Below are 25332 nucleotides of genomic sequence, written 5' to 3'. Positions count from 1 at the left end.
GATATATCTACAAAAGTAAAAATACTTTTTCGATAGTTCTTCAACTATACTGTTAACTATCGTGATTAAGCTCAAAATGATTATTTTTGCACCGTGAATACACATGAAAAATACATAAAACGTTGCATTGAACTTGCTCAAAACGGTTTTGGAACCACATATCCAAATCCGATGGTTGGCAGTGTAATTGTTTACGAAGGCAAAATAATAGGCGAAGGCTGGCACAAAAAAGCCGGCGAACCACATGCCGAAGTCAATGCTGTACAATCTGTAAAAGACAAATCGCTGTTAAAAAAAGCTACCATTTATGTTAGTTTAGAGCCTTGCTCCCATTTTGGAAAAACACCTCCGTGTTGCGATTTAATTATTGCAAACAAAATTCCGAATGTCGTTGTTGGAACCGTCGATCCAAATGAGAAAGTCGCCGGAAGAGGAATTAAAAGATTAATTGAAAACGGCATAAATGTTACCGTTGGCGTTTTAGAAGACGAATGTAACGAACTCAACAAACGCTTTTTTACTTTTCATCAAAAAAAGAGACCTTATATAATACTGAAATGGGCCGAAAGTCAAGACGGATTTTTAGCACCTGAAAAAGAAATCAATCAAGAACGAAAACCAATTTGGATTACCAATCAATATTCAAGGCAATTAGTACATAAATGGCGAAGTGAAGAACAAGCAATTTTAGTGGGAACGCAAACGGTTATTGACGATAATCCGAAATTAAACACGCGGGATTGGTCAGGAAATAATCCCGTGCGAGTAGTTTTGGATCAAAATAACCGAATTTCAAAAGACAGCTTTGTCTTTGATGACAGCGTAAAAACGATTGTATTTTCTAAATCAGAAAACAATATTTCTACCGAAAACACCATTTTTGAGAAGATTGATTTTAATGAAAATCTAGTTTCTCAAATTTTAAATGTTTTATATCAGCATCAAATACAATCCATAATAATTGAAGGCGGAAGACAAACTTTGCAATCTTTTATAGATTCGGATTTATGGGATGAAGCCCGAATTTTCATTGGAACAAATACTTTTGAAAAAGGAGTAAAAGCACCGATAATTCAGAAAAGCAATATTTTCAAAACAACTATTCAAAACGACGAATTACTATACATTAGAAACCATGATTGATACGATAATTTTTGACTTTGGCGATATTTTCATCAATTTAAACAAACAAGGAACGATCTCGGGATTAAAAAAATTAGGAATGACCGAATGGAATTCAGAAATGGATCGTTTGAATTTATTGTTTGAAACTGGCGATGTTTCATATGAAGATTTTGTTGGCGGATTTCAGAAAGAATTGCCGAATGCTTCGATTGAAGAAATACTTAAAGCCTGGAATGCCGTTTTAGCTGATTTCCCTTTGTATCGATTAGAGTTTTTAAAAGAGCTTTCAAAAAAATACCGTTTGTTTCTTTTAAGCAATACAGATGCTATTCATATCGCTACTTTTGAAAAAACGGTAGGAAAAACTTTTTATACCGATTTCTATAACTGTTTTGAAAAAGTTTATTTTTCTTTTGAAATGGGATTGAGAAAACCAGATCCAAAAATCTATCAATTTTTACTTGACAAACACAATTTAGTTCCAGAAAACACTTTGTTTGTTGATGACAAAACAGAAAACACAGACAGTGCCTCAACTTTAGGAATTAAGGTTTGGAATCTGCAAGTTGGAAAAGAAGATGTTGTCGATTTATTTAGCAAAGGGATATTATAAAAAAATATTTTAGCCACAGATTATACTGATTAAAAGGATTAAAAAGCATGTTGCCACGAATTACGCAAATTTTCACTAATTGAATTAGTTTTAAATTGAAAATAAAATTCGCGGAAATTTGTGTAATTCGTGGCGAAAAAAAAAACCATTAAATCCATTAAATCTGTGGCAAAAAAAACAATTTAGAATTTTAATTTTGGAATACAGCGATACTTATCAAACCATTGCATTTGAATCTGAAGAGATTCTTTTTAAAGAAAAAGGAAGCAAATTCTTTGGCTATGCATTTCCTATTGAAAGTGAAGATGAAGTAAAACCAATAATTGAAAACCTCAAAAAACTGCATCCACACGCCGTTCATTATTGTTATGCCTATCAATTAGGAACGGCTCCAAAAATATTGTACCGAGCAAATGATGACGGTGAACCTAGCAATACCGCGGGCGCGCCTATTTATGGACAAATTCAATCTTTTGGCTTGACCAATGTTCTTGTAGTCGTGGTTCGTATTTTTGGTGGCGTAAAATTAGGAGTTGGCGGTTTGATTACGGCTTATCGAACAACCGCACAAATGACGCTTGAAGTTTGTGAAATTGTTGAAAAAACAATTGACGTTCATTTTTTAATCTCTTTTGATTATAAAAACATGAACAAAGTAATGCGGGTCATCAAAGAAAAGAAACTCGAAATTACTTCTCAGGAAATGGAAATTGACGAAAATTCAGGACTCCCAATTGGCAAAATAATGACAAAAACGCGCAAAAAAAATGCCGAATCTATATTCGACATTTTTGATTTAATGTTTGAAATCGATATTAAAATTGTGTAAATTAACATTAAAACACACCTCATTTTAACAATTATTCCAATGTTTTAAACAATTCCAAAATGTAATCTGGAGGTGCTGTTGGACGACCCGTTTTTAACGAAATAAATACTAAAATAAACACTGCCGTTGTTAATAACTCATTTGCTTCATTATAGATAGCGCAGTCGAATTCAATCTTGACAGAAGACTGACTTTTGAAGGTGGTATGAATTGTAAGCAGTTCATCATAACGCGCTGATTTTTTATAGTTAATTTGCATCGAAACAATCGGGAGCCCAATTCCGCTTTCTTCCATGCTAGCATACGAAATCCCTTTATTTCTAAGCCATTCCACGCGTCCAATCTCAAAATAAGGCACATAATTTCCGTGATAAACAACTCCCATTTGATCCGTTTCTGAGTAACGAACACGCACTTGCGTTTGATGATTTTTCATTATTTATAGATTAAAAAAAATTAAATTCCTAAAGTTCACTTACAACTTTTTTTTTACAAAATTAGACCCAAAATATTTTTTTTTACAGAAATTTGTTCACATATTTGTTATCCCGAAATACGGAAAAATTTTGCTCCATTTTTATTAGGAGAATCTTTATCAATAATAAAAAACTTATCTGAATCTATGACTAAAACTGCTCAATCGGTATGGGAAAACTGTTTGTCCTTTATAAAAGACAATATTCAAGATCAAGCATATAAAACTTGGTTCGAACCAATCAAATCAGTTGAGCTAACCGACAACGCATTATATATTCAGGTACCAAGTAAATTCTTCTACGAATGGCTAGAGGAACACTACGTTAAATTATTGAAAGTTGCGCTTACCAAAGAACTAGGAAAAAACGCAAAGTTACTCTATAAAATCAAAATGGAAAACACTTATGGAAATAAACAGCCGTTTACCGAGCAGCTGCCAAGTTCCAATAGAGTACCTATGAAACCGCAAGAGGTTGACGCTCCGTTTAAAAACTTAAATCCAGAGCTTAAAAATCCTTTTGTAATTCCGGGAATCAGAAACCTAAAAATTGAATCACAGTTAAATCCAAATTACAGTTTTGATAATTTCCTTGAAGGAGACTCAAACCGTTTGGCGCGTTCTGCAGGTATGGCTGTTGCCAACAAACCTGGAGGAACCTCATTTAATCCGTTATTAATTTTTGGTGGAGTTGGTTTAGGAAAAACACACTTAGCGCATGCTATTGGTGTTGAAGTAAAAGACAAATATCCTGAAAAAACGGTTTTATATATTTCTGCCGAGATTTTCACACAACAATATATTGATTCTGTAAAAAAGAATAATCGTAATGATTTCATTCATTTTTATCAGTTAATCGACGTTTTGATTATTGATGACGTTCAGTTCTTATCTGGAAAATCAGGAACTCAGGACGTATTTTTCCATATTTTCAATTACTTGCACCAAAACGGAAAACAAGTAATTCTGACTTCGGATAAAGCGCCTGTTGATATGCAGGATATCGAACAACGTTTGTTGTCTCGTTTCAAATGGGGATTATCTGCAGAATTGCATCAACCAGATTACGAAACTCGTATTTCGATCTTAAAAAATATTTTGTATCGCGACGGTGTTGATATGCCGGAAGACATTCTTGAATATGTTGCCCGAAATATCAAAACCAATGTTCGTGAGCTTGAAGGCGCAATTATTTCGTTGATCGCTCAATCTTCTTTCAACAAAAAAGAAGTTACGATTGAACTTGCAAAAAGCGTTGTAGAGAAATTTGTTAAAAACGTAAAGAGAGAAATCTCTATCGATTATATCCAAAAAATTGTATCTGATTATTTCCAATTGGATATCGAAACGCTTCAATCGAAAACCAGAAAAAGGCACGTTGTGCAAGCGAGACAATTGGCTATGTTTTTTGCAAAGAAATTCACTAAAGCTTCTTTGGCAAATATTGGTTCACAAATTGGAGATCGCGACCATGCTACCGTTTTACACGCTTGTAAAACTGTTGACAATTTAGTTTCTACAGACAAACAATTCAAAAAATTTGTCGAAGATATCAACAAAAAACTAACGCTATAAACGCGAATCATGCCAGTAAAAGTTTTAATGGTTTGTTTGGGGAATATCTGCAGATCTCCTTTAGCAGAAGGAATTTTAGCATCAAAATTACCCGTAGACAAATTTATTGTAGATTCCGCCGGAACTGGATCTTGGCATATTGGACATTGTCCTGATAAACGCTCTATAGAAGTTGCACGCAAAAACGGAATCAACATCAGCGCACAAAAAGGCAGACAGATTCAATCTTCTGATTTTGATGAATTTGATTACATCTACGTTATGGATAATTCAAATTTTCGTGATGTAGTTCATTTAGCAAAAACTCCAGAACATAAAAATAAAGTTCGTTTGATTTTAAACGAATTATTCCCAGATGAAAATGTCGACGTTCCAGACCCATATTATGGTTCTGCAAATGGTTTTGACAACGTTTACCAAATGCTGGATGAAGTAACTGACTTAATTGCAGATCAGCTACTTAAAAAGCATTCCTAATTCAATTCAATTGTTTCTAAAAAAGAGATAATTGAATTTTTTAATTTTAAACAAAAGCACATGAAATCTTTCGGAAAATTATATCTAATTCCAACCACAATGGGCGAAAGCGATCCGATGGATGTTTTACCACAAACAGTAAGAAGAACAATCGAAGTTATTGACCACTATATTGTTGAAAACGACAAAACCGCCAGAAAATCTATAAAAGCAGTTTATCCAGAGAAAAAACAATCTGAATTGGTGCTTTTTACTTTAAACAAACGTACAGAGCCAAGTGAACATTTAGATTTCATAAAACCTTTATTAGAAGGAAAAAACATGGGATTAATGAGCGAAGCAGGCTGTCCGGGCGTTGCAGATCCTGGCGCTGTAATTGTAAAATTAGCGCACGAAAAAGGAATTCAAGTTGTGCCTTTAGTTGGACCTTCTTCTATCCTATTGGCGATGATGGCGTCTGGAATGAATGGCCAAAGTTTTACTTTTAATGGTTATTTGCCAATTGATAAAGATGAAAAAAAGTCGGCAATACGCCATTTTGAGAGATTATCTCAGGACAAAAACCAATCACAGTTATTTATCGAAACACCTTATAGAAACAATAAATTGATTGAAGATCTTTTGCAAATTTTAAATCCGTCAACGCATTTATGTATTGCAACTGATATTACTTTACCAACAGAATTCATCAAAACCTTGAAAGTATCGGATTGGAAAAAATTAAAAATTGATATTGATAAACGTCCTACGATTTTTATTATTCATAAAATGTAAACTAACGAACAAACCAACTATGAAAAAAATTTTGATCTTAATTGCAATTTGCTTTGTACAAAATACATTTTCACAAAGTACTACACAGAACTCTAAAACAAAAAGTTCAGAAGCCGTTAAAACCAAAACTGGCACTACTGATGCAATAATGACCATAGATGAACCTGCATTTTCTTCTTCAACCACTACAAATGAGGACAATGTCGTTTATAACGCGGCCGGTATAGATGTTAAACCAGACTTCCCTGGGGGAATGGAAAAATTTTATCAATTTGTAGACAGCAATTTTAAAACTCCTGAAGGAGCAAAAAATATAAAAGGAAAAAAAATCTACATAACATTCATCGTTGAAAAAGACGGCTCAATAACTGACATAAAAATTCTTAGAGATGCAGGTTACAATACAGGAGCTGAAGCACTTCGAGTTTTAAAAGATTCTCCTAAATGGAATCCAGGAGAACATAATGGTAAAAAAATAAGAGTTTTATATTCGTTACCTATAATTATGAAATAAGCTATCAAGTTTATCTTATTCACTAACAAGTTTCCCCCAAATCAAACTTTATTATGAGTAAACTTCCAAACATAACCACAAGCATTTTTACGGTAATGTCAAAAATGGCAACCGAATACAATGCGATAAATCTTTCTCAAGGATTTCCAAATTTTCCTGTTGATGAAAGATTGACGGATATTGTTGCCCGATTATCAAAAGAAAATGTACACCAATATACACCAATGGCTGGTTATCCTCCGTTGATGAATAAAATTGTGAAGTTAACTCAGAAATCTTATAACAGAACTATTAATCCCGAAACAGAACTTTTAGTTACGGCGGGTGCAACACAAGGAATTTTCACTACGATTTTGGCCTTAGTAAAAGAAAACGATGAAGTAATTATTCTTGACCCAAGTTATGATTCATACGAATCACCTGTTTTGCTTTGTAAAGCAAAACCTATTCGTGTGGCGCTAAATGATGATTACACGCCAAATTGGGAAACAATTGAAAAAGCCTGTTCGGCAAAAAGCCGAATGATTATCATAAACAATCCTCATAATCCGACAGGAAAAATATTAAACGAAACCGATTTTCTTCAATTAGAAAAAATACTTTCAAAATATCCAGACCTTCTAGTTTTATCTGATGAAGTTTATGAATACATTACTTTCGAAGAAAAACATATTTCGGCACATACAAAAGACTTTCTTTTAGACCGATGCGTCATGGTTTCTTCTTTCGGAAAATCATTTCATATTACAGGCTGGAAAATTGGTTATACCATTGCGCCAGAATATTTAATGAAAGAAATCAAAAAGGTCCATCAGTTTTTGGTTTTCAGTGTGAATAGTATTTCTCAATTTGCAATCAATGAATATTTAGATATTGTTGATGTTAATTTGCTTGGAAAATTCTATCAGGAAAAAAGAGATTATTTTCAGAAACTGCTAAAAAATAGCCGTTTCGAATTAAAACCTTGCGAAGGAACTTATTTTCAGGTTGCTTCGTATGCCAATATTTCAGATGAAGATGACGTGACTTTCTGCAAAAATCTTATTATCAATCATGGCGTTGCTGCAATTCCGATTTCTACATTTTATTCCGATCATAAAGACCAGAAATTGATTCGTTTCTGCTTTGCAAAAGATAATTTTACCCTCGAATCTGCCGCAAAAAAACTGTGCGAAATATAAAGTTTATCAAAATTTTATAACAATATTATGCGTGCATCCTATTTTTTTAATTAATATTGTAAAAAAAGAAAAGTATGAGCTATACAGATAAAATGTTGCGCGATGATGCCTTAAAAGGCAAAGTCATTGTAGTTACTGGGGGCGGAAGCGGTTTAGGGAAAGCAATGACAAAATATTTCTTAGAATTGGGCGCTCAGGTAGCGATTACTTCAAGAGATTTAGAAAAATTAAAAACAACGGCTTCAGAATTGGAAAGTGAAACTGGCGGAAAATGTTTACCGCTACAGTGCGATGTTCGTCATTATGAAGAAGTAGAAAACATGCTTCAGGAAACTTTAAAAGTTTTCGGAAAAGTGGATGTTCTTTTAAATAATGCAGCAGGAAATTTCATTTCTCCAACAGAACGTTTATCAGCAAATGCATTTGATACGGTTATCGATATTGTGCTTAAAGGTTCTAAAAACTGTACACTTGCTTTTGGAAAACACTGGATCGACACGAAACAAACATCGGCAACGATTTTAAATATTGTAACAACTTATGCTTGGACTGGTTCAGCTTATGTTGTTCCTAGTGCAACTGCAAAAGCAGGAGTTTTGGCCATGACCAGAAGTCTTGCTGTAGAATGGGCAAAATACGGAATTCGTTCAAACGCTATTGCTCCGGGACCATTCCCAACAAAAGGTGCGTGGGACAGATTATTACCGGGTGATCTTTCAGAGAAATTTGATATGGCTAAAAAAGTGCCTTTGAAACGTGTTGGAGATCATCAAGAATTAGCAAATTTAGCTGCTTACTTAGTTTCTGATTTTTCAGCTTATGTAAATGGAGATGTCATTACAATTGACGGAGGTGAATGGTTAAAAGGCGCAGGACAATTCAATTTATTAGAAGCAATTCCAGAAGAACTTTGGGATCAGCTTGAAATGATGATAAAAGCAAAAAAGAACAAATAATTACAAGTGCTTACTAAATTCAGAATATTTTATCAAATCTATACTGATTGCACGAAATCCCGAAGGTTTACTTTCGGGATTTTTTTATGTTTTTCACCATATTTTTAACCATATAAGTGATATAAGTTCAGTTAAGCATTGCACCGCTTAAACATTTTATAGCTTAAATTTACTTACATTACTTATATGGTTAAATTAAATTATATGTTCAGAAATTCACTTTAATTATTAATTTTGTCAAACAAATAAAAAACAAAAATTTTATGCTCATTATTGGACTTGCAGGAGGAACAGGAAGTGGAAAAACAACGGTAGTACACCAAATCATGAACGAATTACCAGACACAGAAGTTGGTGTAATTTCTCAAGATTCGTACTACAAACAAACCGATAATTTATCGTTTGACGAAAGAGCACTAATCAATTTTGATCATCCTCGTGCGATAGATTTCGAATTGTTGGTAAAACATTTAAAAGCTTTAAAAGCTGGTGAAACAATCGATCAGCCTGTATATTCTTTTATTCAACATAATAGAACTGACGATACGGTTTCAACGCATCCAAGAAAAGTAATGATTGTTGAAGGAATTTTGATTTTAACAAATCCTGAACTTCGTGATATGTTTGATATCAAAATCTTTGTCCATGCCGATTCTGACGAAAGATTAATTCGTCGTTTAAAAAGAGATATTTCAGAACGAGGACGTGATATCGACGAGGTTTTAAACCGTTATCAAACTACTTTAAAGCCTATGCACGAGCAATTTATAGAGCCATCAAAAGCTTTTGCAGATATTATAATACCAAACGACAAGTACAATACTGTAGCAATTGATGTAGTTCGCGCCGTAATTAATCAGCGAATTTCATAATTTTTATTGTAAATTTAAACCATTATAATTAGGAGCTAATTCCCGCTATACGTTGCAATCTTTTGTGTCTCGTTAAAGAAACGAGACACAAAAGGATTTCCACTTCTATCGGGGCTAGAAAAGACCAATCATATTCAAAAGAAATATTCGTTTAAAATGAAATTCAAAAATCCATACAAAGACAAAAAATGGTTCAAATACCTAGGAAACAAATATGTTTGGGTTTTGCTTTTCTTTATTGTTTGGATGTTATTTTTAGACAATTACTCTTATTTTGATCATCGTTTTCTAGATGGCCAGATCAATGAACTTCAAGACAATAAAAAATATTATCAAGAAGAAATAAGAAAAGATCAGGAACAGATCAAACAGCTTAAAAATCCTGAACAAATAGAAAAATATGCTCGCGAAAAGTACTTTATGAAAAAAGACAGCGAAGATATTTACATCATCCACTTTGAAGGAGACACTATTCAAGATAAAGAATAATCAGAAAAAATACCTAATGGCCACTAACTTATTCGAAGATTTTAATCCAATTTCATCCAAACAATGGAAACAAAAAATTCAGTTTGAATTGGATGGAGCCGATTATAACCAAACCGTTGTTTGGAATTCTCCAGAAGATATTCAGGTAAAACCTTTTTATCATATCGATGAGTTTACAAAATCGGCTTCCGTTGAAACTCATGCTTCTGATTTTAAAATCTGCCAAAATATTTTTGTTCACGACATTGAAAAATCGATCAGAAGAGCAAATAATACACTGGAGAGAGGAGCAGAAAGTTTACGTTTTACGATTCAAAACGAAAATGCTGATATTGTTTCTTTATTGGAAAATCTTCCTTTAGAGGACAAAATCATTTACTTTAATTTGACTTTTCTCTCAATCGATTTCGTTAAAAAATTAGACAAAATTGCAACCGAGAAAAAAGCCGTTTTTTATTGTAATTTAGACCCAATTGGCTATCTGGCAAGAGAAGGAAACTGGTTTACGACTTCGGACAAAAATAATTTTGAAACGATTGAAAAAATTTCAAAGCAAACAACAAATCTTTCCCTGTTAAGCATTGACGCTGGTTTGTATCAAAATGCTGGAGCAAATATCACACAGCAAATTGCTTACAGCTTAGCACATGCCAATGAATACTTGAATCACTTTCCGAGTTTAAGCAAACCTATTGTTTTTCAAATATCTGTTGGGACCAATTACTTTTTTGAAATTGCAAAACTTCGTGCCTTGCGAATGCTTTTCAAATTAATTGCTTCCGAATATAATCCAGATATAGATTGCCATTTTTTAGTAACACCAACCAAACGCAACAAAACTATTTACGATTACAATGTCAATATGCTTCGCACAACGACCGAATGTATGTCGGCAATTTTAGGTGGCGCAGATGCTGTAGCCAATTTACCTTATGATGCTATATATCATAAAGACAACGAATTTGGTGATCGAATTGCACGCAATCAGCTTTTAGTTTTAAAACACGAAAGTTATTTCGACAAAGTAGATAATCCAGCTGACGGGAGTTATTATATTGAAAGTCTAACCATGCAATTAGCCGAAAAAAGCTTAAAATTGTTTAAAGAGATTGAAGCTGAAGGAGGTTTCTTAAAACTTTTGAACGACGGAACGATTAAAAAGAAAATTCAGGAAAGCGCTAATAAAGAACAGGAATTATTTGATTCTAAAAAAGAAGTTTTATTGGGCACAAATAAATATCCTAATAAGGAAGACAAAATGAAACACGATTTAGAATTGTTTCCATTTGTAAAAATCAAACCTAGAAAAACATTAATTACACCGATTATAGAAAAAAGATTAGCCGAGAAATTGGAACAAGAAAGACTTGAGCTTGAGTAAATTGATTTCAAACAGCATATTTGAATATAAACCTAAATAATTATGGAAGCAATTAGAAGAATAATATCAGTAAAAAATCAATCAGTAACTGTCATTTTACCAGATGATTTTAAAGCTGATGAAGTGGAAGTAATTATTTTACCTGTTCAAAATGATGAATATAAAATTCCGCAATGGCAAATCGACCAAGTTAGGGAAAGAACTGAAGCTTATTTAAAAAATCCAAAGAATGTTACTGACATTGATGATTTTTTAAAAGAGATTGAAGATGATTTATAAAGTTGTTATTATTGAAGAAGCTAAATTGGATTATAAAAAATCTTTACTTTTTTATAAAGACATACATCCGAAATTAGCTGTTAGATTTAATGATTCCTTTAAAAAAAGTTTAGCAATCATTAAACAAAATCCATTATTGTTTCAAATAAGATATGATAACATTCGAATCGTATTTTTAAAATCGTTTCCATACGCAGTACATTATTCTATTTATGAAAATTGTATTGTTATAAAATCCATTTTTCATACATCAAGAGATAGCGAATTAAACTTATTTTAAATACCAATTTTTACAATTGAGAAAAGACCTTAAACATATAAAGTTAGAAGTTAAAAGTGAGAAGTTAGACGAACTAACGCATAACTCTCAACCTATAACTCCTAACTTCACAACAGCCGAAGGAATCGAACTCAAAAAAAACTATTCTGAAAAAGATATAGAAGATTTAGAGTTTCTAGATTTCGGAGCTGGCTTTGCGCCCAATTTACGTGGACCATACGCCACAATGTATGTTCGCCGTCCTTGGACAATTCGTCAATACGCCGGATTTTCGACTGCAGAAGAAAGCAATGCTTTTTACAGAAGAAATCTTGCCGCGGGTCAAAAAGGACTTTCAATTGCTTTTGATTTGCCTACCCATCGCGGTTACGATTCAGATCATGAAAGAGTTGTTGGCGATGTTGGAAAAGCAGGCGTTGCGATTGATTCTGTCGAAGACATGAAAGTATTGTTTGATCAGATTCCGCTTGACGAAATGTCGGTTTCTATGACAATGAATGGCGCTGTTTTACCAATTATGGCTTTTTATATCGTTGCTGCGGAAGAACAAGGCGTTGCAATCGAAAAATTATCAGGAACCATTCAGAATGATATTTTGAAGGAATTCATGGTGCGTAATACTTATATTTATCCTCCAACACCTTCAATGAAAATTATTGCTGACATTTTTGAATTTACGAGCAAAAAAATGCCTAAATTCAATTCCATATCAATTTCTGGATATCATATGCAAGAAGCAGGGGCAACAGCAGATATAGAATTAGCATACACTTTAGCAGATGGATTAGAATACATTCGAACAGGTTTATCAACCGGAATGACAATCGACGACTTTGCTCCTCGCCTTTCTTTCTTTTGGGCAATTGGAATGAATCATTTTATGGAAATTGCAAAAATGCGAGCTGGCCGAATGATTTGGGCAAAGCTAGTACAACAATTTAATCCAAAAAGTGATAAATCATTAACATTAAGAACACATTGTCAAACCAGCGGATGGAGTTTAACCGAACAAGATCCGTTTAATAATGTGACCAGAACTTGTATTGAAGCTACTGCTGCTGCTTTTGGAGGAACACAATCTCTTCATACTAATGCTTTAGATGAAGCTATTGCTCTACCAACTGACTTTTCGGCTAGAATTGCACGAAATACGCAGATTTATTTGCAAGAAGAAACTAAAATTACAAAAACAGTCGATCCTTGGGGAGGTAGTTATTATGTCGAATCTTTGACAAATGAGATTCTAGAAAACACTTGGAAATTAATTGAAGAGGTTGAAGAATTGGGCGGAATGACAAAAGCCATCGAAGCCGGAATTCCAAAACTTCGAATTGAAGAAGCTGCAGCGAGAAAGCAAGCGAGAATTGACAGTGGTCAAGATATTATTGTTGGTGTAAATAAATTTAGATTAGAAAAAGAAGATCCGCTTCATATTTTAGATGTTGATAACCAAATGGTGCGTAAACAACAAATTGAGCGTCTTACAGAAATAAAAGCAAGCAGAAATACTGAAAAAGTAAATCAATCACTGGAAAAATTAATTCATTGTGCCAATACAGGACAAGGAAACTTATTAGAAATTGCTGTTGAAGCAGCTCGTGAAAGAGCAACTTTAGGCGAAATCAGCGATGCTCTGGAAAGTGTTTTTGGACGATTTAAAGCGCAAATTAAATCCTTTAGCGGTGTGTATAGTGCAGCAATAAAAAATGACGAAAATTTTGAAAAGGCAAAGCAATTAGCCGATGCTTTTGCGAAACAAGAAGGAAGACGCCCAAGAATTATGATTGCCAAAATGGGACAAGATGGTCATGACCGTGGTGCAAAAGTGGTAGCTACAGGCTACGCTGATGTTGGTTTTGATGTTGATATAGGACCACTTTTTCAAACTCCAGCTGAAGCAGCAAAACAAGCTGTAGAAAATGACGTACATATTTTAGGCGTTTCATCACTAGCTGCGGGGCATAAAACCTTAGTTCCACAAGTTATTGAAGAATTAAAAAAATACGGCCGTGAAGATATTATGGTAATTGTAGGCGGTGTAATTCCGGCGCAGGACTATCAATATTTATTTGATGCCGGTGCAGTTGCTATTTTTGGTCCAGGAACAAAAATAAGCGAAGCAGCAATTCAGATCTTAGAAATATTAATTGACTAAAAAAGCATAAAAAATCCCGAATTGATTGATTCGGGATTTTTTATGCTTTTTTAGATCTTATGTATTGTCGCATTACTATCAGCTTCAATATAAGAGAGATCATAACCACCAAAATCTTTCATATAGCTTCTTAATGAAGTTCCGTAAGCATCTCTAAAATGCCTCGCTCCTTTATTTTTAAAGAAACTTTTTACTGAACCAGCACCACCAAGATGCGCTGCCGCCAAAATTCCAGATTCGGTAATTTCAATACCATTAATTACTTTTCCTTCATACTTTTCGATTTCATAACGTAAGATCCATTTGTTTTTGGATAATAACGCAATAAAAGCTTTTTCTTGTAAGGCAGGATTTTTTAAAAAGGCTTTGTTGTTTTTAATGCCTATAGCTCTTAGAGCTTCAGAACCAAATTGGTATTTACCCATATAACCAAGTGAATTAACCAATCGGTATTTTCCTTGAGATTCTTTGAAAGCGACTGCTTCTTTAAAACCTATAAAATGATTTCCTGTGTATGGGAAGTTTAAATTAGGATAATCATCTTTTTCTTGTGATGGAAACATATATTCAGTTCCATCTGTTTTTTCTGTTAGAAACCAAGGTTCGGTTTCTACTTTAAAGGGTCTAAAACCCAAGCTTAAAAATGTAATAATAACGACCAAACTCGCATAAAAATACCACTTCTTTATCATAAAATGTTTTTCTTCAAAACGCTGTCACCTTTTTGAAATTTCTACGATGCAAAGATACGCAATACAAAACAACCCAGTAAATCAACACTTTACAGATTTTTACAAATTTAAAAACCTTCCGAAACCCCTTTGATCATGCCCTTTTCGAGAGATTTGTAAAAACTTAAAAAGCTCGAAAAAAACATCAAAATAAAAATCCAAAAAACATCATTTTTATCATTTTTTTATCAAATTAGTTAATTTTGCAAGACAAAACTTATAATGTTTTACTAATTATTAGCATAAATACAATCTAAATTTTAAAAATTAAGTTAAAATTAACAAGATAAAATCTATAAATTGTAAATATTTTCTATTTTTCTGACTATAAAATTACTTTCAAAAGCCAAAAAACTCTTTTCAAAAGATTATATTCGTAAGAAAAACACCTTGTTTTTATTTAAAAATTAGAACAAAAAATCATAAAAAAACCGATGTTTTTTACATCGGTTTTAGCTCATTTTATATAAATGATTTTTTTTATCTGGTTACGCCTTGACTTGCAATCCAGTCGGAATATTTTTTTGCATTTACATTATGTTCTGCTAATGTTGCTGCAAACTCGTGATATCCGAAGCGATCAACGCTAGCACAGAAATAAATATAGTCGTTCTTCTCTGGGTTTAAAACTGCATCTAAAGCTGTAATATCAGGCATTGCAATTGGCCCTGGAGGGAGCCCTGTATTCACATAAGTATTATATGGAGATCTCATAACCAAATCGTTATAAAAAACTCTTTTAATCACTTGGTCGAAATTATTGTCTCTTAATTTTAAAGCATAGATAACTGTTGGATCTGCCTGAAGTGGCATATCCAAACGTAGACGGTTTAAATAAACACCTGCAATACGAGGTCTTTCATCTTTTTTAACCGATTCTTTATGCACGATTGAAGCTAAAATTGTCGCTTGAACCGGAGTCAAACCTTGTTTTTTTGCTTTTTCAATTCTTTCAGCAGTCCAAAATTTATGGTATTCCTTTATCATTTTATCACGGAATTTCTCTGCTGAAGTATTCCAATAAATTTCATATGTATTCGGAATAAACATTGCAAAAACGTTGTCTTCGTTAAATCCGTTTTGAGCCATGAAAGTTGAATCTTTTATCGCTTTTAATAAAGATGTACTGTCTGCTTCGATTTCTGAGCCTACTCTTCCTGCAAAATTCTCTAAACGCTCTTGATTATTAAAAGCTAATTTAACTGGAACATTTGAACGCATTGCACGCACCAAATCGATATTATTCATGCCATTTTTAAGTAAAAAACGACCCGATTTTACATTTTCCGGATAACCTCTTTTACTCGCAACTAATTCAAAATTGTCAAAATTCTTGATGTAAGGTTCTAATATCTTTTTTACGTCAGTATAGTTTGCACCCGTTGGTACATGTACGTAAAGTTCTTTTTCTTCAAATTTAGTGTTGGAACTAAAAATTCGGCTGATTAAAATAAATCCGTAAATCAATAATACAGAAATTACAGCTACAGCAGTTATTGTGATGATTTTTTTTAAGCTCAAAGTTTAAAATTTAAATTTGTTTGTTAATTAATTGAAAAATTGCTTCGTCTTGATAGTGGTTATTCAGCAAAATCCAATCTTTTTTAATTCCTATTTTCTCAAAACCAAATTTAGTAAAAAGAGCTATACTAGCTACATTTCCTACATTAATATTTGCATAAAGCTGATGCAGATTTAAATTAAAAAAAGCATACTTGACTAAAAGCTCTAATGCCTCAGAACCAATGTTTTGATTTCGATATTCCTTACTCTTGATCACAATTCCTATTCCCGCCCTACTATTTTTAGGATCAAACTCAAATAAATCGATCAATCCAATTGCTGGAAAATCTTCGTCTTGACAAATTGCCAAACGCAATTGCTTTGCTTCATAAATATCTTGTTGAGCGTTTTCAAGATATTGCCGAATCAAATAACGGCTATATGGTGTATTCGTATTACTGACTTCCCAAATGCTTTGATCATTTTCCATTTCGTATACGAACTCTAAATCATTAGGTTCTAGTGCACGCAGATAAATATTTTCGCCTTTTAGGGTTATCATAAATAATTTTAGAATTTAGATTGCAGATTTTAGATTTCTATAGTTCCTTTGAATACAAATTTTGCTGGTCCAGTCAAGAATACATTTGAAAAATGTTCGCCTAATTTATCAAATGAAACTACAAGTTTTCCTCCTTCAACATTTAAATTTATTGAAGTTTTGTCTGTTTGGCCGATTGCGTTCATTGCGATTGCCACTGCTGTTGCGCCCGTTCCGCATGCAAGAGTTTCATCTTCAACACCTCTTTCATAGGTACGAAGCGAAAAAGTATCATCATCAATTTTTTTAACGAAATTGATATTGCTTCCTTTTTCTCCATATAATGCACCATAACGAATCGCCGCTCCATTTTCTTTTACATTGTATTGTTCTAAATTTTCAACAATCTGAACATGATGCGGAGAACCTGTATTTAAAAAAGTATGAGAATCGTGTTTTTGAATTTCGTCAACATCAATCATTTGCAATGAAACAATCGAATCCTTATTTACAGAAGCGTGATGCAATCCGTCGGTAGCGATAAAGGTAGTTTTGTCGTTTATAACTCCAAGCTGGTTTGCAAAAGCTACAAGACAACGCCCACCATTACCACACATCGAACTTTCGTTTCCGTCTGAGTTGTAATAAACCATTCTGAAATCAGTCTCAGAATCGTTTTCAAGCAAAATAAGTCCGTCTGCACCAATACCAAATCGTCTGTCGCACAAGCGTTCTATTAATTGAATGTCTTCTTTTGGAAAAAAATTGGAACGATTGTCAATCATCACAAAATCGTTTCCTGTACCTTGATATTTATAAAATTCTATTTGCATTTTTTAGTTGTTAGAAATACAAAAGTACGAACTATTAATTAATGAAATGTTAATCATTGTTAAAGAGCGTTAAACCATTTTTCCAAATAATTTTTTGAAGTAATTTTACGTTAATAAAACATGAAACTTAAATTCTAATAACTTAATTACAAATTCTAATATGAAAAGATTTTCAGCCTTATTTTTAGTGTCATTACTAAGTGGTGCTATTACTCTTGGTGCTTACAAGTTATTATTTGAAAGCAACAATTCTTTTTTTGGAAAAGGAAACTCTGTTGTAACTCTTGCCCCTAACTCTTATGGAAAAAATGTTGGATTAGGTGCTGAAACATTAGATTTTACCGAAGCCGCGGACAAAACTATTCATACCGTTGTTCACGTAAAAAATGTTTCTAGAAGAACAGTAACGAACCCAATGCTCGAGTTTTTCTATGGTTACGGCGGACAACAGCAACAAGAACAAGTAGGAACTGGTTCTGGCGTAATTATTTCAGAAGACGGATATATTGTTACAAACAATCACGTAATTAAAGATGCTACAGAAATTGAAATTACTTTAAACAATAAAAAATCATACAAAGCGAAGTTAATTGGTACAGATTCAAAAATGGACATTGCTCTTTTGAAAATCGATGCTGATGAAAAACTTCCTTATACTGCTTTTGCAAATTCTGACAGTGTAAAAGTGGGAGAATGGGTTTTGGCCGTTGGTAATCCATACAACTTGACTTCAACAGTAACGGCTGGAATTGTTTCGGCGAAGGCCAGAAATTTAGACCAAAGTGGCATCCAATCTTTCATTCAAACTGATGCAGCTGTAAACCCAGGCAATAGTGGTGGAGCGCTAGTAAATGCAAGAGGTGAATTGATTGGAATTAACACCATGATTTCTTCTATGACAGGTTCTTATGTTGGATATTCTTTTGCAGTTCCATCAAACATTGCCAGAAAAATTATTGAAGATATAATGGAATACGGAAATGTTCAAAGAGGTATTCTTGGAGTTGAAGGAGGCGAATTAAACGCAACTGCTTCAAAAGAATTAGGAGTAACAGAAACACAAGGGTTTTATATTAGCCGAGTTTCTAAAAATTCTGGAGCCGAAAAAGCAGGTTTAACCAAAGGCGACATTATCGTAAAACTTGACGATCAAAACATTTCGACTTATGCAGATCTTTCGGGATATATCAATACAAAAAGACCAAATGACGTTGTAAAAGTTACTTATATTAAAGAAGGAAAAACTAAAACAGTTCCTGTAACTCTTAGCAAAAATGAATTTTATAGTGCAGAATTTAAAGGTATCGAATTAGAAAATATTGATGCTGTTGATAAGAAAAAATTCAGAATAGATTATGGTGTTAAAATTAAGAACATAACAAATGAGAATTTAATGCAGTATCAAAATGAGCTGAAAGGAAATATTATTCTAAGTATTGATAATGTAAAAGCAACAAACGTTGAAATAGTTTCAAAACTTTTAAGCAAAAAAGACGAAGGTCAAAGTGTTCGAATTGAAATGATAAACAGAAACGGAGAAATCTTTAGAATTATCATTTAAAAAGGCTAAACTTTCAAAATTTCAAAGCCATCTTAAATTTAAGATGGCTTTTTTATTTCAAAAATAAATGCTAAAATAGTTTACGAAATCGATTGAAATAGATACTTTTGCGCCAAATTTTAAAATAGTGAGCATTTTATTTTTTCAATTTAATCAATTATGAGCAAAAAATCCTTGTACCAAAAAGAGGTATCATTACAAGTCGACCGAAGAAGAGCTGGTGTCGAACTAATCAAAGTTATAAGTGATTTATGGTATGACAAATCCATCGAAATGGTTTTATTTAAAAATCAGTTGTTGGACAAAAACGTCAGCGATATAATCAATTTGCATCAATATGCAGGTGAATTTGTTGGCAAACCCATTACCATTTTTGATTCGGTTGAAATCGCAAAAGTTGTTTTGTCGTTAGATTTGCCTCCCGCAAAAATAGATTTAGGAAAACTAACTTACGAATATCGTTTAGAAGATGAAAAATATCCAGATGCAAGATATTTTGTAATGGATAAATTAAAGAAAGCCAAATCTTCGGAAGAAATTCAGCCAAAAGATGTTGTTTTGTATGGTTTTGGAAGAATTGGACGTTTGTTAGCGAGAGAGTTAATGTCAAAAACCGGAAAAGGAAATCAATTGCGCTTGAGAGCAATTGTCACACGTGACAAGAATGATATCTCAAGTCTAGAGAAACGAGCTTCTCTATTAAGATATGATTCAATTCATGGAGATTTTCAGGGATCAGTTACGGCAGATCCAAAAAACAATGCCTTAATTATTAACGGAACAACAGTTCATGTTATAACAGCAAATACACCAGAAGAAATTGATTATACGCAATACGGAATCAATGAAGCATTAGTAATCGACAACACTGGAGCTTTTACAACTGAGGAAGCTTTAAAAAGGCATTTAGTTTCACAAGGTGTTAGCAAAGTATTATTGACAGCACCTGGAAAAGGAGTTCCAAATATTGTACATGGAGTCAATCATAATGATTTCAACCCTGAAGAAATTAATATATTCTCTGCGGCATCTTGCACAACTAATGCGATTACACCAGTTTTAAAAGCAGTTGAAGATACTCTTGGCGTTGTAAAAGGACATTTAGAAACTATTCATGCCTACACAAATGACCAAAATCTGGTTGACAATATGCACAGAAAATACCGTCGCGGAAGAGCAGCAGCTCTAAATATGGTAATTACTGAAACTGGTGCCGGAAGTGCCGTTGCAAAAGCTTTGCCATCATTAGAAGGAAAATTAACTTCAAACGCTATTCGAGTTCCTGTTCCAAATGGCTCATTGGTTGTCTTAAATTTAGAAGTTAAAAAAGCAACTACAATTCCTGCAATAAATAAAATCATGAAAAAATATGCTCTAGAAGGTGAACTTGTGGAGCAAATAAAATACTCTTTGAATAATGAATTAGTATCATCAGATATTGTAGGAACTTCTGCACCTTCAATTTATGACAGCAATGCCACGATTGTTTCGAAAGATGGAAAAAACATTGTACTTTATATTTGGTACGATAACGAATATGGTTACAGCCATCAGGTAATTCGTCTTGCAAAATACATTGCAAAAGTACGACGCTTTACATACTATTAATATAAAACCAAAACCAACTATTTCTAAAGTCCATCAAGTTTTCTTGGTGGATTTTTATTTTATTAAATCGGAAGCACAGTCGTACTTTTTACTTCTGAAATAACAAAAACAGTATTTATTAACGAAACTTCAGGCAAAACAGACAATTTTTTTTGATGAAAATGATGATAGCTTTCCATATCAGGAATGATAATTTTGAGCATATAATCAAAATTTCCAGAAACATAATTGCATTCAACAACCTCGGGCATTTCTAAAATAGCTTGATTAAACCCTTCAGAAGTATCATATGTCTGCTTAGTTAAAGTAACTTGACAATAAACTGTAAGATTGTTTCCCAATTTTTTCTTGTTTAAAATTGAAACATATTTCTCTATAACACCTTCTTTTTCAAGGCGTTTTACACGATCATGAACAGGAGTTAGGGACAAATTTATTTTGTTTGCGATGTCCTTTAATGTATAATGTGCATTTTCCTGCAAAAGACGTAAGATTTTTTTGTCAATATCATCTAAAACCATAACGAAAACGTTTTCTTTAATTATTATAATTTAGTCATTTTTTCTCTTTTTCGAAGTTTAAAAGCTTTTAAACAGAAAATATTTCTGTAAAAGTATAAAATAAAATAATATTTTCTTATTTATAGAGCATTTATCAATAATATATTCTCTACTAGTAACTTTGTAAAACAAATTCAAGAAAAACAAAAAAATATAACAATATGATAATAGGCGTTCCAAAAGAAATCAAAAATAATGAGAATCGTGTAGCATTAACTCCAGCTGGTGTTTCTGAAATGAAAAAACACGGACATGTTGTTTATGTACAATCAACTGCAGGATTAGGAAGTGGGTTTAGTGATGAGGAGTATGCAAATGCTGGTGCAGTAGTTTTAGGAACTATTGAAGAAGTTTATGCTATTGCAGAAATGATCATTAAGGTAAAAGAACCAATTGCTTCTGAATATCCATTGATCAAAAAAGATCAATTATTATTCACTTATTTCCACTTTGCATCTTCTGAAGAATTAACTCATGCAATGCTTGAAAAAGGTGCGGTTTGTTTAGCTTACGAAACTGTAGAAAAAACAGATAGAAGTTTACCATTATTAGTTCCAATGTCTGAAGTTGCAGGTCGTATGGCTATTCAACAAGGAGCAAAATACCTTGAAAAACCATTAAAAGGAAGAGGAATTCTTTTAGGTGGTGTTCCAGGTGTGCCACCAGCAAAAGTATTAGTTTTAGGTGGAGGTATTGTTGGTACTCAAGCTGCCAAAATGGCTGCAGGTTTAGGAGCTCAAGTTACTATCATGGACTTAAGTTTGCCACGTTTACGCCAATTAGACGATATCATGCCAGCAAACGTAAATACAGAAATGTCTAACCACTATAATATTACAAGAGCTATTAAAGATGCTGATTTAGTTGTTGGAGCAGTTTTAATTCCAGGAGCAAAAGCGCCACACTTAATTACTCGCGACATGCTTAAATTAATGCGTCCAGGGGCTGTTGTTGTAGACGTTGCTGTTGACCAAGGTGGATGTATCGAGACTTGTACTCCTACTACTCACGAAAACCCAACTTTTATTATTGATGATATTGTTCACTATTGTGTTGCTAATATGCCAGGAGCTGTTCCTTACACTTCAACTTTAGCATTAACCAATGCAACTTTACCATATGCTGTACAATTAGCAAATAAAGGATGGGAAAAAGCATGTGCTGAGAACGAAGAATTAAGAAAAGGATTAAACGTAGCGAATGGAAAAATCCTTTATAAAGGAGTTGCTGAAGCTTGGAATCTTCCATATAATGAAGAATTAGTGTTAGCAAACGCATAGGGCTAACATTAAAATAAGTGCTTACTAAACACTATAAAAGGCTTTTCTTATGAAAAGCCTTTTTTTATTACACACAAAAAAGCCAGTCAATTGACTGGCTCTTAAATTGAATTTATTTTATGTTACTTTTTTGTATTCATAACTTCTTTTTTCTCATCTAAAACTTCCTGCATTACTTTTGCTTCAGTTCCATTTGGGAAAGTAACTTTTATTTTTTGCGCTATAGTTGGAGCAATTTCTGTAATAGCCTTTTTATCGTATGATTCTCCTTTTTTAATATGCCAACCAAAGAATATTGCTGGTACATGAGTATCATAAGTATATGGCGTGCCATGAGAAGTTCCCGTAGTCGAATATTCAATATCACCAGGCTTATTTATAACAACCATATCACCATCCTGAGTTACATCATAGCCTTTTGCCACAAAGTTTAAATAATAATCATTTCCACTATTAGCAAGAATTTCCTCTTCAGTATAAACTCTTTTAACTTGTGGTTGAGCAATCAAAAATTCTTTAAAAGCTTGTTTTACTTTCGTCAACTCAAAACCTTTATCTTTAATAATTTGTTTGTTGAAGAAAATATTAAAATTAGAATAGTTCTGTAGTAAATCTACTCCAAAAGTTTTTACTGAAAAATCCTGAAGATTTTTCCTAACATCTTTTGAAGGATAATTATCTACATTATATTTTCGGTCTTTCAAATAAATTACATTTTCAGCACCGGCGTGATCCGCTGTTAGGAACAATAGATAATTTCCTTTACCAACAGTCTTATCTAAATAAGCCAAGAAATCAGCAATTGTCTGATCTAATCTTAAATAAGTATCTTGAAGTTCCATTGAACGAGGCCCAAGTAAATGACCTACATAATCAGTCGAAGAAAAACTTACAGTCAAAAAATCCGTAATATTATCTTTTCCTAGTTCCTCTTTTTCGATAGCTTTTTTAGCAAATTCAGCTAAAAGATCATTACCAAACGGAGTCGCTCTTAAAATACCAGCATCATTTTTCTCATACATTGATTTTAAATTATACGGAAAAACTGGAGCAGCACTTCCATACAATTTTCCTTCATAAGGATTATTATCAGGCAAACTCTCATTATAAGTTGAAGCTGGTTTATACAAATCCCATCCCTTATTTATATAAGGCATATAATGCTTTTCATTATTAAATTCGGTTACCCATTCAGGTAATTTTTCACCATAAAAAGTACTTGAAATAAATGAACCTGTTTTACTGTACCAAAAAGCCCAATTAGCAAAATGTCCTGCAGGTAAGATTGCACCACGATCTTTTAAACTCATTCCTATTACCTTACCGTTAAAATTGGTTGCCATTCTAACTTCATCTGTAATTGTAGTGCTTTGAAGATTTTTAGGAGACATGGCACCCTCTTCTACAGTTCCGTCCCCAACAGTTTTTACACTGGCATCATCTGTACAATATGTTTCTTTACCTAAAGTTCTACTGAACCATTCGTTACCCACAATTCCGTGTGTCGCCGGTGTAGTACCAGTATAAATTGAAGCATGGCCTGGAGCAGTATAAGTTGGCATATAATTATAATGCATATTTTGGAAAGTAAATCCTTCATTCATCAATCTCTTGAAGCCATTTTGCGTAAAGTCATCAGAAAAACGATATAAATATTCCATTTTCATCTGATCTACAACAATACCTACAACCAACTTAGGACGCTGTTGAGCATTTAAATTTGCAATAACAAACAATGCCAACAATACAATAGTTTTTTTCATACTTAAATTATAATATTTAAAACAAAAATAAGGATTCACATTTAAAAAGGCTAACGCGCTGGAATTTAAAACCTAAAATTGACTTTAATTTAACAGATTTACATAACTAGATATAGCACAGTATGGCAAGTTTAATTCAAACTTTGAAAATAAAAATCATTATGACATCAACCTCCGGGCCGGACTGTCCAATGTATTACCGATCAGCAAAAACTACGGCTAAAAAAGCCGTGTTTTTCCAAATCGGGAGATGCCGCTCGCATCCCTTACGCATCGTGGTCCAAAGAAAAAGGCAGGATTACAGCTTGGGGATCCAAAATTCAAAACCGATACAAAACAAAAAACCCCGTCCGATACGGACAGGGTTTTCAAAAGAAAGGCGACGACATACTCTCCCACAATGATGCAGTACCATCTGCGCAGGCGGGCTTAACTTCTCTGTTCGGGATGGGAAGAGGTGAGCCCCGCCGCAATAACCACCTTAAGGTCGTTCGTTGCTTGGGCAACTTTTTAATTAATAATTGATAATTGACAATTGATAATTAAAACAATATCTTAACATACTGAGATAAAGAAAAGTAAATATATTTTAGAAAGTTCTCTCCCTCCGATTGCTCGGAGGGAAAAGTTTGTACATAAGCTTACGGATTATTAGTACTACTCGACTGTGACATTACTGCCTTTACATCTGTAGCCTATCAACGTGGTCATCTTCCACGATCCTTAAAAGAAATCTCATCTTGTGGTGGGTTTCGCGCTTATATGCTTTCAGCGCTTATCCCTTCCAAACGTAGCTACTCTGCGGTGCCCCTGGCGGGACAACAGATACACTAGAGGTTTGTCCAATTCGGTCCTCTCGTACTAGAATCAGATCCACTCAAATTTCTAACGCCCGCAGTAGATAGAGACCGAACTGTCTCACGACGTTCTGAACCCAGCTCGCGTGCCACTTTAATGGGCGAACAGCCCAACCCTTG

At 33.4% G+C, this 25332-nt stretch carries 25 protein-coding genes and 2 rRNA genes; 18 read left to right on the top strand and 9 right to left on the bottom strand.

Going from position 1 to position 25332, the window contains the following annotated elements; translation table 11 throughout:
* The first annotated feature begins 93 nt into the window (after positions 1 to 93).
* The 3 genes from ribD to H600_RS0106080 all read left to right on the top strand — a co-directional run bounded on the left by ribD (position 94) and on the right by H600_RS0106080 (position 2567).
* Positions 94 to 1143 (top strand): bifunctional diaminohydroxyphosphoribosylaminopyrimidine deaminase/5-amino-6-(5-phosphoribosylamino)uracil reductase RibD, encoded by a 1050-nt coding sequence (gene ribD, locus H600_RS0106090; RefSeq protein ID WP_026727952.1) that lies wholly within the window; start codon positions 94 to 96, stop codon positions 1141 to 1143.
* Positions 1136 to 1738: an HAD family hydrolase gene (locus H600_RS0106085; protein ID WP_026727951.1), complete on the top strand. Its 603-nt coding sequence runs from the start codon at positions 1136 to 1138 to the stop codon at positions 1736 to 1738. The genes ribD and H600_RS0106085 overlap by 8 nt, the downstream gene beginning before the upstream one ends.
* A 196-nt stretch (positions 1739 to 1934) precedes the next feature.
* Positions 1935 to 2567 (top strand): IMPACT family protein, encoded by a 633-nt coding sequence (locus H600_RS0106080; protein WP_026727950.1) that lies wholly within the window; start codon positions 1935 to 1937, stop codon positions 2565 to 2567.
* A 31-nt stretch (positions 2568 to 2598) separates the two neighbouring features.
* Here the strand turns inward: H600_RS0106080 and H600_RS0106075 are convergent, their stop codons facing one another.
* Positions 2599 to 3003 (bottom strand): acyl-CoA thioesterase, encoded by a 405-nt coding sequence (locus H600_RS0106075; RefSeq protein WP_026727949.1) that lies wholly within the window; start codon positions 3001 to 3003, stop codon positions 2599 to 2601.
* A gap of 186 nt (positions 3004 to 3189) precedes the next feature.
* Here H600_RS0106075 and dnaA point away from each other — a divergent pair, with 186 nt between their 5' ends.
* From dnaA to scpA, 12 genes are all read left to right on the top strand, one after another.
* Entirely contained in the window at positions 3190 to 4617 is a 1428-nt protein-coding gene (dnaA, locus tag H600_RS0106070; RefSeq protein ID WP_026727948.1) for a chromosomal replication initiator protein DnaA, read from the top strand.
* Positions 4618 to 4626: 9 nt separating this feature from the next.
* Positions 4627 to 5094, top strand: a complete 468-nt coding sequence (locus tag H600_RS0106065) for a low molecular weight protein-tyrosine-phosphatase (protein ID WP_026727947.1) — start codon at positions 4627 to 4629, stop codon at positions 5092 to 5094.
* Positions 5095 to 5154: 60 nt separating this feature from the next.
* The gene (locus H600_RS0106060) at positions 5155 to 5868 is read left to right on the top strand and encodes an SAM-dependent methyltransferase (protein WP_026727946.1); all 714 of its coding nucleotides are present in this window, start codon (positions 5155 to 5157) and stop codon (positions 5866 to 5868) included.
* Positions 5869 to 5887: 19 nt separating this feature from the next.
* A complete protein-coding gene (locus H600_RS21910; protein WP_051234385.1) occupies positions 5888 to 6382 on the top strand; it encodes an energy transducer TonB in 495 nt (164 codons plus the stop codon).
* A gap of 53 nt (positions 6383 to 6435) precedes the next feature.
* Positions 6436 to 7563: a methionine aminotransferase gene (locus H600_RS0106050; RefSeq protein ID WP_026727945.1), complete on the top strand. Its 1128-nt coding sequence runs from the start codon at positions 6436 to 6438 to the stop codon at positions 7561 to 7563.
* 74 nt (positions 7564 to 7637) lie between these two features.
* The gene (locus tag H600_RS0106045) at positions 7638 to 8519 is read left to right on the top strand and encodes an SDR family oxidoreductase (RefSeq protein WP_026727944.1); all 882 of its coding nucleotides are present in this window, start codon (positions 7638 to 7640) and stop codon (positions 8517 to 8519) included.
* Positions 8520 to 8782: 263 nt separating this feature from the next.
* Positions 8783 to 9391, top strand: coding sequence for a uridine kinase (gene udk, locus H600_RS0106040; protein ID WP_008467967.1), 609 nt, complete (start codon positions 8783 to 8785; stop codon positions 9389 to 9391).
* Between the two features lie 156 nt (positions 9392 to 9547).
* Positions 9548 to 9880 carry an FtsB family cell division protein gene (locus tag H600_RS0106035; RefSeq protein ID WP_026727943.1) on the top strand — a complete coding sequence of 111 codons (333 nt, stop codon included), beginning with the start codon at positions 9548 to 9550 and terminating at the stop codon, positions 9878 to 9880.
* Between the two features lie 16 nt (positions 9881 to 9896).
* Complete coding sequence (locus H600_RS0106030) at positions 9897 to 11261, top strand: methylmalonyl-CoA mutase subunit beta (RefSeq protein ID WP_026727942.1); 1365 nt, start codon at positions 9897 to 9899, stop codon at positions 11259 to 11261.
* Between the two features lie 42 nt (positions 11262 to 11303).
* Entirely contained in the window at positions 11304 to 11540 is a 237-nt protein-coding gene (locus H600_RS0106025; protein ID WP_026727941.1) for a hypothetical protein, read from the top strand.
* Positions 11530 to 11820 (top strand): type II toxin-antitoxin system RelE/ParE family toxin, encoded by a 291-nt coding sequence (locus tag H600_RS21905; RefSeq protein WP_051234384.1) that lies wholly within the window; start codon positions 11530 to 11532, stop codon positions 11818 to 11820. Before H600_RS0106025 ends, H600_RS21905 begins: the two co-directional genes overlap by 11 nt.
* A gap of 16 nt (positions 11821 to 11836) precedes the next feature.
* The gene (scpA, locus tag H600_RS0106015; RefSeq protein ID WP_026727940.1) at positions 11837 to 13975 is read left to right on the top strand and encodes a methylmalonyl-CoA mutase; all 2139 of its coding nucleotides are present in this window, start codon (positions 11837 to 11839) and stop codon (positions 13973 to 13975) included.
* A gap of 50 nt (positions 13976 to 14025) precedes the next feature.
* Here scpA and H600_RS0106010 read toward each other — a convergent pair whose 3' ends face one another.
* From H600_RS0106010 to dapF, 4 genes are all read right to left on the bottom strand, one after another.
* The gene (locus H600_RS0106010; protein WP_026727939.1) at positions 14026 to 14667 is read right to left on the bottom strand and encodes a hypothetical protein; all 642 of its coding nucleotides are present in this window, start codon (positions 14665 to 14667) and stop codon (positions 14026 to 14028) included.
* 519 nt (positions 14668 to 15186) lie between these two features.
* Positions 15187 to 16227, bottom strand: a complete 1041-nt coding sequence (gene mltG / locus H600_RS0106005) for an endolytic transglycosylase MltG (RefSeq protein ID WP_026727938.1) — start codon at positions 16225 to 16227, stop codon at positions 15187 to 15189.
* Between the two features lie 10 nt (positions 16228 to 16237).
* Positions 16238 to 16771, bottom strand: coding sequence for a GNAT family N-acetyltransferase (locus H600_RS0106000; protein ID WP_026727937.1), 534 nt, complete (start codon positions 16769 to 16771; stop codon positions 16238 to 16240).
* Between the two features lie 29 nt (positions 16772 to 16800).
* Complete coding sequence (dapF, locus tag H600_RS0105995; protein ID WP_026727936.1) at positions 16801 to 17583, bottom strand: diaminopimelate epimerase; 783 nt, start codon at positions 17581 to 17583, stop codon at positions 16801 to 16803.
* 160 nt (positions 17584 to 17743) lie between these two features.
* Here dapF and H600_RS0105990 point away from each other — a divergent pair, with 160 nt between their 5' ends.
* Together H600_RS0105990 and H600_RS0105985 are read left to right on the top strand one after the other, a co-directional pair.
* Positions 17744 to 19144 carry a trypsin-like peptidase domain-containing protein gene (locus tag H600_RS0105990; RefSeq protein WP_026727935.1) on the top strand — a complete coding sequence of 467 codons (1401 nt, stop codon included), beginning with the start codon at positions 17744 to 17746 and terminating at the stop codon, positions 19142 to 19144.
* Positions 19145 to 19303: 159 nt separating this feature from the next.
* The gene (locus H600_RS0105985) at positions 19304 to 20752 is read left to right on the top strand and encodes a glyceraldehyde-3-phosphate dehydrogenase (RefSeq protein ID WP_026727934.1); all 1449 of its coding nucleotides are present in this window, start codon (positions 19304 to 19306) and stop codon (positions 20750 to 20752) included.
* A gap of 62 nt (positions 20753 to 20814) precedes the next feature.
* On the opposite strand, the gene H600_RS0105980 is transcribed toward H600_RS0105985, so the two are convergent.
* Positions 20815 to 21273: an Lrp/AsnC family transcriptional regulator gene (locus tag H600_RS0105980; RefSeq protein WP_026727933.1), complete on the bottom strand. Its 459-nt coding sequence runs from the start codon at positions 21271 to 21273 to the stop codon at positions 20815 to 20817.
* A gap of 200 nt (positions 21274 to 21473) precedes the next feature.
* Here H600_RS0105980 and ald point away from each other — a divergent pair, with 200 nt between their 5' ends.
* Positions 21474 to 22592, top strand: coding sequence for an alanine dehydrogenase (gene ald / locus H600_RS0105975; protein WP_026727932.1), 1119 nt, complete (start codon positions 21474 to 21476; stop codon positions 22590 to 22592).
* A gap of 122 nt (positions 22593 to 22714) precedes the next feature.
* Here the strand turns inward: ald and pafA are convergent, their stop codons facing one another.
* The 3 genes from pafA to H600_RS0105960 form a co-directional block, all read right to left on the bottom strand.
* Entirely contained in the window at positions 22715 to 24355 is a 1641-nt protein-coding gene (gene pafA / locus H600_RS0105970; RefSeq protein WP_026727931.1) for an alkaline phosphatase PafA, read from the bottom strand.
* Positions 24356 to 24729: 374 nt separating this feature from the next.
* A 5S ribosomal RNA gene (rrf, locus tag H600_RS0105965) occupies positions 24730 to 24839 on the bottom strand.
* Between the two features lie 147 nt (positions 24840 to 24986).
* Positions 24987 to 25332, bottom strand: a 23S ribosomal RNA gene (locus H600_RS0105960); the annotation flags it as partial.

Origin of the sequence: Flavobacterium denitrificans DSM 15936 (assembly GCF_000425445.1) — a bacterium.
GTDB classification, from domain to species: domain Bacteria; phylum Bacteroidota; class Bacteroidia; order Flavobacteriales; family Flavobacteriaceae; genus Flavobacterium; species Flavobacterium denitrificans.
The sequence above is the reverse complement of the archived record's forward strand: the minus strand, read 5'-3'. Positions and strand labels throughout refer to the sequence as shown.

Coding starts and splice junctions, on each gene's coding strand:
- udk (WP_008467967.1), top strand. CDS start 8,783: ATGCTCATTATTGGACTTGCAGGAGGAACAGGAAGTGGAAAAACAACG.
- dapF (WP_026727936.1), bottom strand. CDS start 17,583: ATGCAAATAGAATTTTATAAATATCAAGGTACAGGAAACGATTTTGTG.
- H600_RS0106045 (WP_026727944.1), top strand. CDS start 7,638: ATGAGCTATACAGATAAAATGTTGCGCGATGATGCCTTAAAAGGCAAA.
- H600_RS0106035 (WP_026727943.1), top strand. CDS start 9,548: ATGAAATTCAAAAATCCATACAAAGACAAAAAATGGTTCAAATACCTA.
- H600_RS0105990 (WP_026727935.1), top strand. CDS start 17,744: ATGAAAAGATTTTCAGCCTTATTTTTAGTGTCATTACTAAGTGGTGCT.
- H600_RS0106025 (WP_026727941.1), top strand. CDS start 11,304: ATGGAAGCAATTAGAAGAATAATATCAGTAAAAAATCAATCAGTAACT.
- H600_RS21905 (WP_051234384.1), top strand. CDS start 11,530: ATGATTTATAAAGTTGTTATTATTGAAGAAGCTAAATTGGATTATAAA.
- H600_RS0106000 (WP_026727937.1), bottom strand. CDS start 16,771: ATGATAACCCTAAAAGGCGAAAATATTTATCTGCGTGCACTAGAACCT.
- ald (WP_026727932.1), top strand. CDS start 21,474: ATGATAATAGGCGTTCCAAAAGAAATCAAAAATAATGAGAATCGTGTA.
- H600_RS0106075 (WP_026727949.1), bottom strand. CDS start 3,003: ATGAAAAATCATCAAACGCAAGTGCGTGTTCGTTACTCAGAAACGGAT.
- pafA (WP_026727931.1), bottom strand. CDS start 24,355: ATGAAAAAAACTATTGTATTGTTGGCATTGTTTGTTATTGCAAATTTA.
- H600_RS0106030 (WP_026727942.1), top strand. CDS start 9,897: ATGGCCACTAACTTATTCGAAGATTTTAATCCAATTTCATCCAAACAA.
- H600_RS0105980 (WP_026727933.1), bottom strand. CDS start 21,273: ATGGTTTTAGATGATATTGACAAAAAAATCTTACGTCTTTTGCAGGAA.
- H600_RS0106010 (WP_026727939.1), bottom strand. CDS start 14,667: ATGATAAAGAAGTGGTATTTTTATGCGAGTTTGGTCGTTATTATTACA.
- dnaA (WP_026727948.1), top strand. CDS start 3,190: ATGACTAAAACTGCTCAATCGGTATGGGAAAACTGTTTGTCCTTTATA.
- H600_RS0106060 (WP_026727946.1), top strand. CDS start 5,155: ATGAAATCTTTCGGAAAATTATATCTAATTCCAACCACAATGGGCGAA.
- H600_RS0106085 (WP_026727951.1), top strand. CDS start 1,136: ATGATTGATACGATAATTTTTGACTTTGGCGATATTTTCATCAATTTA.
- H600_RS0106050 (WP_026727945.1), top strand. CDS start 6,436: ATGAGTAAACTTCCAAACATAACCACAAGCATTTTTACGGTAATGTCA.
- H600_RS0106065 (WP_026727947.1), top strand. CDS start 4,627: ATGCCAGTAAAAGTTTTAATGGTTTGTTTGGGGAATATCTGCAGATCT.
- H600_RS21910 (WP_051234385.1), top strand. CDS start 5,888: ATGAAAAAAATTTTGATCTTAATTGCAATTTGCTTTGTACAAAATACA.
- H600_RS0105985 (WP_026727934.1), top strand. CDS start 19,304: ATGAGCAAAAAATCCTTGTACCAAAAAGAGGTATCATTACAAGTCGAC.